Source organism: Marinobacter sp. THAF197a, from assembly GCF_009363275.1.
Lineage (GTDB): Bacteria > Pseudomonadota > Gammaproteobacteria > Pseudomonadales > Oleiphilaceae > Marinobacter.
Genome location: NZ_CP045324.1, coordinates 3266170 through 3277343, shown reverse-complemented (window position 1 = coordinate 3277343; position 11174 = coordinate 3266170). Strand labels below are relative to the sequence as shown.

The window sequence follows — 11174 nt, the reverse complement described above, 5'->3', positions numbered from 1 at the left end:
CTGAATGAATGTGGGCAGATATACGTGACTGAAACGGCAAAGGTTTTGTTATGACCACACTGAACGAAGGCATTCAACCCCCCTCGGTTCTGATCTTTGACTGGCACGGCACTTTGGTGGACACCCACGATGCCATGTTCAGCGCCATGGAAGATATGTTGCCGCAGCTGGAAGATCTGGGGCTGGTGGAAAAGTTGCTGCCGGAGGATCAGTGCCGCACGCAGGACGATGCCCGGCTGGTGCGTTACATCCGTATCTTCCGGCGCCTGCATCCGAGGATTCTGGCGGAGCGGCGGGTGTCCAGAACCGATATCTTCAATGCCATCTTCGGTGATAACAAAGCGGCCAAGCTGGTTGCCCACGAAGCCTACAACAACGCTTACCGGAAATATTTTGGCCAGGTGAAACCCTTTCAGCCCGGCGCCTATGAGTATCTGTGTGCGCTGAAAGCCATGGGCATCAAGCTGGCGGTATCGACCAACCGCAACCGGGAGTTTCTGGACAAGGAACTTCAAACGGTGGATGAGGGCCGATGGCACCATCTGTTCGATGCAACGGTATGCGCCGATGATGTGACCGAATACAAGCCCGACCCGCAGGTGATTCTCAGAACCCTGGAGAAGTTGGGGCTGCCGGCCGATGCCCGGGCCTGGTATGTGGGCGATAGCTACGTCGATATGCTCACCTCTCACAGTGCCGGGGTGTCCGGCGTGTTCTACAACGGCGCCTGCTGGGAGCCAGACCGGATTTCGAGCTGGTTCACCTCCCGGGATGCACCGGCGGCGGTGCTCGACAGTTTTGAAGACCTGATGGATTTGCTGGCGTTGCTGGAGCGGGAACAGCCTGAGGCGTTCGCCGCCAGCCCAGCGGAAGTGCGCCCGAAACCCTTCCCGCCACCCGAACGGCCGGAGCCGCGTATTGAGCCGGATTGGCACCCGGCGGTGGTGAAGTTGATTCGCCCTGCGGTGGTGTTGTTTGACTGGCATGCCACCCTAGTGGACACCCTGGACGCCATGTACCACGCGGTAGACGATATGCTGCCGGATTTCCACACGCTGGGGCTGATGAACCGGATGGTGGCGCCGGAAGACAGCAAAACTCCGGAAGATGCTCGGCTGGTGGCCTATGTACGGGAGTACGCCAAGTTGCACCCCAAGGTAAAGGCAGACCGGAAAATCTCCCGCACCGATATTTTCGAGGTGCTGTTTGGGGACGATCAGCAAGCCAAGCAGGTTGCCCACAAGGCGTTTAACCATCACTACCGAAATCACTACGGCACGGTGAAGGCCTTCGAGCCGAAAGTCCGGGAAGTATTGGAGGGGCTGCGACGACTGGGTATGCAGGTGGGCGTGATCACCAACCGGGATAGGGAGTTCTTTGAACACGAGCTGGCCGCCGTGGAAGACACCGGTTGGACCCACCTGTTCGATGTGGATGTTTGCGGCGATGATACCCCGCTCAGAAAACCGCATCCGGACCAGCTGCTGCTGGCGGTGCAGAAACTGGATTACCCGCCGGACCCGAGTGTGTGGTACGTGGGAGATTCTACTACCGATGTGATTGCCGCGAAGCGGGCAGGTATGACGTCGGTGTTCTTCAACGGTGCCCAGTGGGACTTGCCCTGGCTGAACCGGATTTTTCCGGGCACTCACAAACACCCGGACAAACCGGACGTGGTGGTGAATGACTTTTCCGAGTTCTGGGCTTTGGTGCTGGCCTGTGAGCTGGGGCCGGCCTGAGGGTGTTACTCGGTTACCGGTAACTCCATGGGGACCTGCTCAGAGCGAGCCCGCGCCAGCCGTTCGTAGTTGTGCAGGGCTTTCTCGATGGCGAGGCCGATGGCCAGAATGCCCTCGAGGCCATTGTTCGGTTCCCGCAGAGGAATGGGTACGCTGACCGTAATCTGGAACTGGCGGGTAGACGCATCGTAGCGAATGGGTGATATCCACAAATCGGATTTCCGCTTCACGCCATGTTCCGTTTCTTCAGCTATTTCCTGATACTTCGGTTCGTCGCCTTGCCAGTAATCGGAGGACAGCTGGCTCATGGCAACCAGAGCGCCTCGGTTGTCCGTTAACAGAAGTTCCGTGACCAGCCCGTCTTGCTCAACTTTCCACTGCTTCAATGCCTGTGAGGCGGGCAAAGCCTGAATCTCGGAGGCCAAGGGCGTTTCCTGCTCCGGTGCCAGCGCCTGCCAGAGGGTGTCTTGAGTCAGAATTTCCGTGAAGGTGTCAAACCTCGGTCCCTGGTGAATGGCCTGGGCCAGGTTAATACGCTGACCGAGCGAGGCGATCAACCTGCGCGCTTGCACAGCGATGTGTTGATACTCGTCGTCAGATAAGAGTGTGTGCTGGTCCATGCACTCTGGCAGCTGCTGGTTGAAGCGGGCCAGAAATCCCGGATGCTGACTGACGAATCTGGGGTTCAGATACAAATGCAGCGGCGCGTAGCGGAGGAACTCCCGGCTCAAGGTTTGGCCGAGTGCCGGAGTTTCGGTTTGTAGAATCTCCATCACCCGCTGGTCCATCAGTGCTATGTCAATCCGTTGGCGTTTAAGCAAGGCGGGCAGCTGTTCTGTGGAGCTCACAGTGACAAAGGGCTCAAAGCCATTTTGTTTAAGCCAGACCTCTTCGTTGCTGCCGCTGACAACGCCTATTTTTGCGGTTGCTGGGTCAGGGCGTGTGCCAAGGTAAAACCAGTACCATTTTTCCAGCGCCACCGGGTGACTGATCACGGCTGCTTCATCCAGCTCCTGTGATGGGTCCACGGCGAAGTAGCCGTCAACCAGATGGCGTTGGAGAGCAAAGCGGGCGCGATTCTGGGGCATCAAGCGAACATGCACCTGGGCGCCGGCATGCACCATAGCGCATCGGACGGTATCGACGGTTTCGCCGGTAACTTCCTGGCCCCCGGGTGAGGCGCTTGCCTGCTGATAGGGTGGGGAATCAAAGGTATACAGGCTGAAGGTTTCATGATCAGCAAAAACGCCCAGGGGGATCAAGGCGAGAAAAAGTGCTGTTGTCAGGGGCCTGATAGACATGCCGCTCTCCAGCGTCCTTGTTGCTGACAATTTACTGATGTTACAGCATAGCAGCCAATCGGCCGATTATCCCTTAGCCGTTAAGCTGAGTCAGGTTACAGATGCTCCAGATTGGCCAGCAGCCACTCCCCGCGGCGTAGAATGGCACTGCGTCGCTCATCTGGCTGTTTATCCCAGTTCCGATACATCATGGCCATTCGCGGATTGTTGGCAAAGTCATCCCGATGGCGGTCGATAAAATGCCAGTAAAGTGCATTAAACGGGCAGGCTTTCTCTCCAGTGGCATCCTGCACCCGGTAATGGCAGTTCTGGCAGTGGTCCGACATCCGCTGGATGTATTTGCCGCTGGCGGCGTAGGGTTTGGAGCCCAGATAGCCGCCATCGGCGTGCATCACCATGCCCAGGGTATTGGGCAGTTCCACCCAGTCGAAGGCGTCGATGTAGACCGCCAGGTACCAGTCACAGATCTCCTCCGGGTGTATGCCGGCCAGCAGGGCGAAGTTGCCGGTCACCATCAGGCGCTGGATGTGATGGGCATAGGCGTTTCGGGCGGTGGCATCAATGGCCTTGTGCATACAGCGCATTTTGGTTTCGCCGGTCCAGTAAAACCAGGGCAGGCTGCGCTGGTTGTTCAGTCGGTTCTCTTTGGCGTAACCCGGCATCAGCAACCAGTAGATGCCGCGCACAAACTCGCGCCACCCGATGATCTGGCGGATAAACCCCTCTACCGCGTTCAGCGGCGCCCGGCCGGCATACCAGGCTTGAACCACCGCCTGACAAGCGTCGGTCGGGCCCAGCAGCCCGGTGTTGAGGTAGGGCGACAGGATGGAGTGGAACAACCAGTCTTCGTGGTCGGATAGCGCATCCTGATAGTCACCGAAACAGGGCAGGGCGAAGTCGATAAAGTGTTTCAGTGCTGCCTGGGCCTGGTCTGCAGTAACGGCAAAGTGGAAGTCTTCCGTGGTGCCGAAGTGGTCGGGAAAGTGTTCCTCCACCAGTTGGGCCACTTCACGAGTTATTGAATCGGGCTCTATGCGAAACGGCGCCGGTGCTGGCGGCTTGCCGGACCATTTCTTGCGATTGTCGGAATCGAAATTCCACTGGCCGCCCTCCGGTTTGCCTTCGGGTGTCATCAGCAGACCGGTTTTTTTGCGCATTTCCCGATAAAAAAATTCCATGCGCAGTTGTTTGCGACCCTTGGCCCAGTCGGCGAACTCCTGTTTGCGGCACACAAAGCGGGTGTCTGGCCGAATCTCCACTGGAATACCCAGGTGTTCGTGCCACTGGCTGATCTGCGAGTGCAGCCGCCATTCACCGCACTCGGTGGTGATCAGTTTCTCGGGCCTGTGCTCTGCTGCGAGTTTTGAAACAACCGCTTCCAGGGATTTCTCCGGGTTATCCGGATGGTAGCGCTGGTAATGCACGTGCCAACCTTGTTGTTCCAGTTCCCGGGCGAAGTGGCGCATGACGCTGAAAATGTATATCAGCTTTTTCTTGTGGTGATTGGTGTAGCTGGCCTCGTCATGGACTTCCGCCATCACCACCCGATCGTTGTCTTTATCTGCGCCTTCGAGTGCAGAAAGCTGGTGGCTCAGCTGGTCGCCGAGAATCAGAATCAGGTTGGCCATGGCATCGGCTCCGGTGTTGGCATTATCCCAAAGGGGTAGGCTGAATACGCCATGGGCGCAAGGGTGGTTCAGTGGCTATGCTGATAGACTCCAGATGATACGCATCAACTGATGCTCGGGGCCGATAGGGCATAATGGATGCTTTCCGGCTTGCCGATCTTTTCTGACGACAGAGTTTTAACTATGGCTTCCAACAACGCTGCAGAAAACAACCTGCCCGCCTTCATCTGGGATGAGGCACTGATTCGCCGCTATGACCTCAGTGGTCCCCGCTATACGTCTTACCCCACGGCGGTCGAGTTCACCCAGAAGTACGGCATAGAAGACATGGTGAAAGCGGCCGGCCGCAGCAAGGCGTCTGGTGGCCCTATCTCTTTGTACACGCACCTGCCGTTCTGCGCGCACCTTTGCTACTACTGTGCCTGCAACAAGGTGATCACCAAAAAGCGCGACAAGGCCATGCCTTACGTGGAGCGTGTGCTGAAAGAAGCCGCTATCCAGTCAAAACTGTTCGGGGCTGATCGCCCGGTGCAACAGTTGCATTGGGGCGGCGGCACGCCGACGTTCCTGCCCAGGGATGTGATGCAGCACCTGATGGCCGGTTACGCTGAACTGTTTAACCTGCAGTCTGGCGATGAGCGGGATTACAGCGTCGAGATTGACCCCCGGGAAGTGGACCAGAATACCCTGTCGACCCTGTGGGAGTTGGGTTTTAATCGCATCAGCCTTGGCGTTCAGGATGTAAACCCGGAAGTGCAAAAGGCGGTTAACCGTATTCAGCCCAGGGACATGACCGAGGCGGTTTTGAGCGAAGCCCGTCGCATTGGCTTCCGCTCCATTAACCTGGATCTGATCTACGGCCTGCCGTACCAGACCCCGGAAAGCTTTGCACAAACCCTGGAATCGGTGATCGAGATGTCCCCGGACAGGCTCTCCGTGTTCAGCTACGCGCACCTGCCGGACCGCTTCTACCCGCAAACCCGGATTCAGGCCGACACTCTGCCAAGCCCGCAGCAGAAGCTGACCATTCTGCACAACACCATCAACCGCCTGCTGGAAGCCGGTTACGAATATATCGGCATGGACCACTTTGCCAAGCCGGACGACAGCCTGGCCGTGGCCCAGCGCGAAGGCCGGTTGCATCGGAACTTCCAGGGCTACACCACCCATTCGGATTGCGATCTGGTGTCTCTGGGGGTGTCTGCCATCGGCCAGACTGACGACGCCTATTTCCAGAACAACCATGACTTGCCGTCCTGGGAAGCCTCCATTGATGCGGGGCAACTGGCGATCGTTCGTGGCGTTGGTTTGAGCCGGGATGACCGGATTCGCCGGTGGGTGATCGGACAATTGATCTGCCAGTTCCGCCTGGATCGCAAACTGTTTGCAGATAAATGGAGCGAAGACTTTGATCGGTACTTCGCGGATGAACTGAATCGCCTGAAGCCGATGATTCAGGACGAACTGATTGGTGATGATGGTGGCGTGCTGCAGGTGCAGCCGGCAGGCCGCTTGCTGATCCGGGCGATTTGCCAGATCTTTGACCTTTACCGCAAGGAAGGCGCCAGCCAGCGGTTCTCCCGGATTATCTGACCGGGTTTGCTGTAAACAGAACCAACAAGGGCTGCCAAATGGCAGCCCTTGTTGGTTTTAACTGGAGACTTAACTGGCCACTTTGAACTCGTTGGCCAGATCCTGCAGTTTTCGGGCAAGCCTGGCCTGCTCCTGGGTCACCTGATTGATCTCCTGTGATCCGGTCAGGGTCAGAATGGCCGCTTCGCTGACCGACTCCATGCTGCTGGCCAGCTCCCGTGTTACAGCAACCTGCTGTTCCGACGCAGTGGCAATCTGGGTGGCCATGTCGGAGATGCTGTTCACATCGGTAAGGATGTCAGCGAAGGTTTTCTCCATTTCAGAGGCCTGTTCGCTGGTCTGGTTGGCAAGCTTGTGGCTGGCAACAATGGATCGGCTGGCGCTGTCGGTAATGTTCTTGAAGCCGTTAATAATGTCTTCAATCTGGGTGGTCGATTCATGAGTTTGTTGTGCCAGGGTCCGTACCTCATCGGCTACTACCGCAAAGCCGCGGCCATGCTCGCCAGCCCGTGCCGCCTCGATGGCAGCATTCAGAGCCAGCAGGTTGGTCTGGTCGGCTACTTTACGGATGACATCCACCACTTCACTGATGGTGCCGCTGCGTTCCTCCAGCTCTTCGATCACCTGATTCACTTCCTGAACCGATTGCGCCAGGGTGCGGATTTGCTTAACGCTTGAGTGCAGAACCTGCTCACCGGTCCGGCTCTTCTCCATGGCGCTGTTGGAAGCGTCTGCAACCTGTTGGGTGTTCTGGGAGATTTCCTCCGAGGTGGCGGACATTTCTTCGGTGGCCGCCGCCACCTGCTCAATCTGCTGTTGCTGATTCTTGATCTGGCTGGAATTCTGGCCCGCGGTGGAGCTGGTTTCTTCGGTGGCCGTGGCCAGTTGCACGCTGGCCTTATCGATCTGCATCAGGGCATCGCTGAACCGGCCGAACAGTTCGTTGACGGCCTTGGCAATAGTGCCGGTTTCGTCCTGGCTGGACACCGGGATATGCTGGGTCAGATCCTTGTTGTCCATGGCGTAGCGCACACCGTTCAACAGGGCAGACACCTGATTATGAATGGCGTGGATAATCACCATCATCAGAATGATCACAAGCGCGATGGCACCGGCGGCAATCACGGATGCTCCGATCAAGGCGGTTCGGGCATCGGTAACGGCCTCAACAGAGGAACTCTCTACCTCTGCCAGCATCTGGCTCCGGATGCCGTTCATGGCTTCGATGCGCTTGGTGGCGGTGCTGAACCACTCGCTGGCATCCAGAGCATACATGCCGGAAGGACTGCTCAACAGAGTTTCGCGCTGGTTCTGAAACTCACGGCTGGCTGGCAGTTCTGGCAGCCGGGCAATATCGGCCCGAATGCCGGAGTTCGCCGGCAACATGCTGATGGCCGAATTCAGATAAGCATCCTGTTGCCCGCTCATGCCGGTGATTCGCCCGAGCGTGGGCAGGTCAAAGTCACCGGAACGGACCAGAGCCGCACCGTTGGCACGCTCCCGCCCGGCCATCTCGGCTGCTTCAGCCAGAGCGAAGTAGCCATTGATCTGCCGGGTAAGGTCAGGGTCGGTTGACCGGCGAACCAGCAGCGGAACCCGGTTCAGCACTTCCATGATCATCCGGGTATAGGTGCTGGCGGATTCAGCACCGCTGATGCTGCGGTTGTCCAGACTCTGGCGCAGCCGGCCAAGGGCGGCAAGCTGCTGCTCAAACTGGTCAATACTGGCATTGATGGCTCCATCAAACTCGGAATCCGACGCCAGTTGCTGAACGCCCAGGCGGTAGTCTCGCAGGCTCCGGTCGGTCTCTTGCCGCTGGGCATTGAGTTCCCTCCGAGCCTGTTGTTCGCCATTGCTTCCGGCAGCACTGGAAAGCAGAACAGCGGATCGCCCACGTTCCTTCTGCAGGGATTCAATCAGGGGGTCACCCAGTTCTGCCAGATTCACCATGGCCTGAAGTTGTCGCATGTTGCTTAGATCGTCAGCATTACGGCTGATGCTGAAAGCGGCAAAGAACACAATGACCAGCAATGCGGGTAGCACCAGGGTAATGAGCTTGCCCCGCATGGAGAGGTTATTAAGGAATGACATGGAAGATCCCCTTCACTAAATTAATTCGTCCATTGTGGGCAAGTGTAGCAGCCGAGGGTATTCACGAATCGGGGTAGCTGATGGGGTAGGTTGGGCTTTGTAAGTGCCTGTAAAGTAATGCTATCTGTATGGCCTGGTTAGAAAAAATGGTCCTGTACGGGCAACTGCGTAGAGTACTGCTTTTGGGGTAGAAGGCGGTTATCGCCCGCTCCGCTGACAAAGGTCAAGGTGCCTTAGTGGCATGGCGGGTATGGTGCCGGCACGTCTTTCAGCGGAGAAAACCATGGAACTTGTCTGCCCCGCCGGTAGCCTTCCCGCACTGAAAACCGCCATCGATAACGGCGCCGATGCGGTGTACTTCGGCTTTCGCGACAGCACCAATGCCCGCCAGTTTGCTGGCCTGAACTTCAACGAAAAACGCGCAGGGGAGGGCATTGAATACGCCCACTCCAAGGGCAGCCGGGTATTCTGTGCCATCAATACCTATCCGCAGCCTGATGGCTGGGAACAATGGAAGGGTGCGGTGGACCGCGCCGCGAATCTGGGTGTGGACGCCATCATCCTGGCCGATATGGGCCTGCTGGAGTACGCCGCCAGCAAATATCCGGACACCCCTCGCCATTTGTCGGTACAGGGCTCTGCCACCAGCCACGAAGCCCTCTCGTTCTATAAAGACAACTTCGATATCCGCCGGGCGGTTCTGCCCCGTGTACTGTCCATTGATCAGGTGAGGGGCGTTGCCAAACACAGCCCGGTGGAGCTGGAAGTGTTCGCCTTCGGCAGTCTGTGCATCATGGCGGAGGGCCGTTGTTACCTGTCTTCCTATCTCACCGATGAGTCTCCCAACACACGAGGCGCCTGCTCGCCCGCCAAAGCCGTGCGCTGGCAGGAAACCCCGCAAGGTCTCGAATCCCGCCTGAACGATGTCTTGATCGACCGTTATGGCCAGGGCGAGTCGGCCGGTTACCCAACCCTGTGTAAGGGCCGCTTTGAAGTGGAGGGCAGTGTCTATCACGCCATTGAAGAGCCGGTCAGCCTCAATACCCTGGACCTGCTGCCTGAGCTCAAAGAGCTGGGCATCAGCGCGGTGAAGATCGAAGGGCGCCAACGCAGCCCTGCCTACATTGCCGACGTGGCCCGCACCTGGCGCCAGGCGCTGGATCGGCTGGAGGCAACACCGGGCGTGTTTTCCGTAGAGAGCCAGTGGAATCAGACGCTGGCCGGGCTGTCCGAGGGTGGCCTGACCACCATTGGCGCTTATCACCGCAAGTGGAAATAAGGTTCAGCTGATCATGATGAAACTATCCCTTGGCCCGATTCTGTGGTTCTGGTCCAAGCAGTCCGTGTTCGACTTCTACGCCAAGGCCGCTGAATGGCCGGTAGATACGATTTATCTTGGCGAGGTGGTCTGTTCCCGTCGCCGGGAACTGAAACCGGATGACTGGCTTGACCTGGCCCAGGACCTGAAAGCCTGCGGCAAGAACGTGGTGCTTTCCACCCTCACGCTGATTGAATCCGAAGCCGACCTGCGCCGCCTGCGCCGGTTCTGCGAACAGGATGATTTCCTGGTGGAAGCCAACGACCAGAGCGCCCTGCAGGTGGCCATCCGCAACAAGATTCCGTTTGTGACCGGCCCGTCCATGAACATCTACAACACCGCCACCCTGAAAATCCTGGCCAGGCAGGGGTTGCAGGGCTGGAACCTGCCGGTGGAGCTTGGGAAGGAAACCCTGGAACAGCTGATCAGGGAGTTGAAGGCCGAAGGCCTGGATCTGCCCGCCGAGGTATTCTCCTGGGGCTTCCTGCCGCTGGCCTGGTCGTCCCGTTGCTTCACTGCCCGCCATTACAACCTGCCCAAGGACAACTGCGAGTTCCGATGTTTGGAGCATCCGGATGGCATGGAGCTCCGATCCCGGGAAAGTCAGGAGTTGTTCCGCCTGAACGGCATCTCCACCCTGTCTGGCTCCCGCTATGACCTGATGCGGGAGTTGCCGGATATGGAACGAATGGGCGTGAGCACCGTGCGCTTGAGCCCGGAGCATCAGGGCATGGATGAGGTAGTCAAACGCTTTGACCAGGTACGCCGGGGGGAAGTGCCAGCCACTGATCCGCTGCAGCTGGTGGAAGCGCCGCCGTGCAACGGGTATTGGTATGGCAGGCCGGGGATGGATTTGGTTGTTTCGTGATGTGTGCCGGTGTGGCCTGATGACGGCCTGTAACCACTGAAAACATGAAGTTCCTGTCTCAAAACCCTAAAAACAGCATGTCCAACGCCGCGGAAATTTCATCTTGTTGCCCGGCAAGGCTGCCAGCGCCAAAACGCAATTCGCCTTCAGGCACAGCAGCCATATACTGAGTCGCCATGACTACCTCCTGGCCCTCAATGTTAAAGACAGGATTCAGCCTCTGGGCAGGGGAAGGCGCCGAAGATTTGGGCAGCAGTGGCACAACAACTCGGGTGTTCAAGCCACTGAGAAGGTCTGACTGAACATCCAGCAGATAGCCAGCTCCATCCTTGTTTTCAAAGATATCGAAACGGGCCATCAGAACTGACGGTGCCGTGCAAGAGGCAGGCCGTTAGCTTCAACGTATGTATTAGAGCTTGCGAGGGCTGTGGCATTTTCTTTCAACCACTTCTGCTGTTTATGTAGCTTCACAGCCTCCGCGATCCCTGCCTCTGCTGATCGTGAAACATTGATTCCCAGAGCTTTCGCCTCTTTTAGGAGGGCACTATCTAGCGACAGGTTCGTTGGCTTTCGTATGGATTTGGTAGCTTGGGCGGATTGCATGGTTCAGTCCTTGCACAGATCGATGCGCCAATT

At 57.7% G+C, this 11174-nt stretch carries 9 protein-coding genes; 4 read left to right on the top strand and 5 right to left on the bottom strand.

Annotated features, from left to right (window positions below; translation table 11 throughout):
* The first annotated feature begins 50 nt into the window (after window positions 1-50).
* Window positions 51-1739, top strand: a complete 1689-nt coding sequence (locus FIV08_RS15175) for an HAD family hydrolase (RefSeq protein ID WP_152438951.1) — start codon at window positions 51-53, stop codon at window positions 1737-1739.
* Window positions 1740-1744: 5 nt separating this feature from the next.
* Here FIV08_RS15175 and FIV08_RS15170 read toward each other — a convergent pair whose 3' ends face one another.
* Window positions 1745-3040: a transporter substrate-binding domain-containing protein gene (locus tag FIV08_RS15170; protein WP_216646153.1), complete on the bottom strand. Its 1296-nt coding sequence runs from the start codon at window positions 3038-3040 to the stop codon at window positions 1745-1747.
* A gap of 95 nt (window positions 3041-3135) precedes the next feature.
* A complete protein-coding gene (locus FIV08_RS15165) occupies window positions 3136-4668 on the bottom strand; it encodes a cryptochrome/photolyase family protein (protein WP_152438950.1) in 1533 nt (510 codons plus the stop codon).
* A gap of 183 nt (window positions 4669-4851) precedes the next feature.
* On the opposite strand from FIV08_RS15165, the gene hemN reads away from it, so the two are divergent.
* On the top strand, window positions 4852-6261 hold the full coding sequence (gene hemN, locus FIV08_RS15160) for an oxygen-independent coproporphyrinogen III oxidase (protein ID WP_152438949.1): 1410 nt from the start codon (window positions 4852-4854) through the stop codon (window positions 6259-6261).
* A gap of 69 nt (window positions 6262-6330) precedes the next feature.
* On the opposite strand, the gene FIV08_RS15155 is transcribed toward hemN, so the two are convergent.
* Entirely contained in the window at window positions 6331-8352 is a 2022-nt protein-coding gene (locus FIV08_RS15155) for a methyl-accepting chemotaxis protein (protein ID WP_152438948.1), read from the bottom strand.
* A 283-nt stretch (window positions 8353-8635) separates the two neighbouring features.
* On the opposite strand from FIV08_RS15155, the gene ubiU reads away from it, so the two are divergent.
* Window positions 8636-9631 (top strand): ubiquinone anaerobic biosynthesis protein UbiU, encoded by a 996-nt coding sequence (gene ubiU / locus FIV08_RS15150; RefSeq protein WP_138435244.1) that lies wholly within the window; start codon window positions 8636-8638, stop codon window positions 9629-9631.
* Between the two features lie 13 nt (window positions 9632-9644).
* The gene (locus tag FIV08_RS15145) at window positions 9645-10538 is read left to right on the top strand and encodes a U32 family peptidase (RefSeq protein WP_152438947.1); all 894 of its coding nucleotides are present in this window, start codon (window positions 9645-9647) and stop codon (window positions 10536-10538) included.
* A 58-nt stretch (window positions 10539-10596) separates the two neighbouring features.
* On the opposite strand, the gene FIV08_RS15140 is transcribed toward FIV08_RS15145, so the two are convergent.
* The gene (locus tag FIV08_RS15140) at window positions 10597-10896 is read right to left on the bottom strand and encodes a CcdB family protein (RefSeq protein ID WP_058092676.1); all 300 of its coding nucleotides are present in this window, start codon (window positions 10894-10896) and stop codon (window positions 10597-10599) included.
* Window positions 10896-11141: a type II toxin-antitoxin system CcdA family antitoxin gene (locus tag FIV08_RS15135; RefSeq protein WP_152438946.1), complete on the bottom strand. Its 246-nt coding sequence runs from the start codon at window positions 11139-11141 to the stop codon at window positions 10896-10898. The genes FIV08_RS15140 and FIV08_RS15135 overlap by 1 nt, the downstream gene beginning before the upstream one ends.
* Window positions 11142-11174 lie beyond the last annotated feature (33 nt).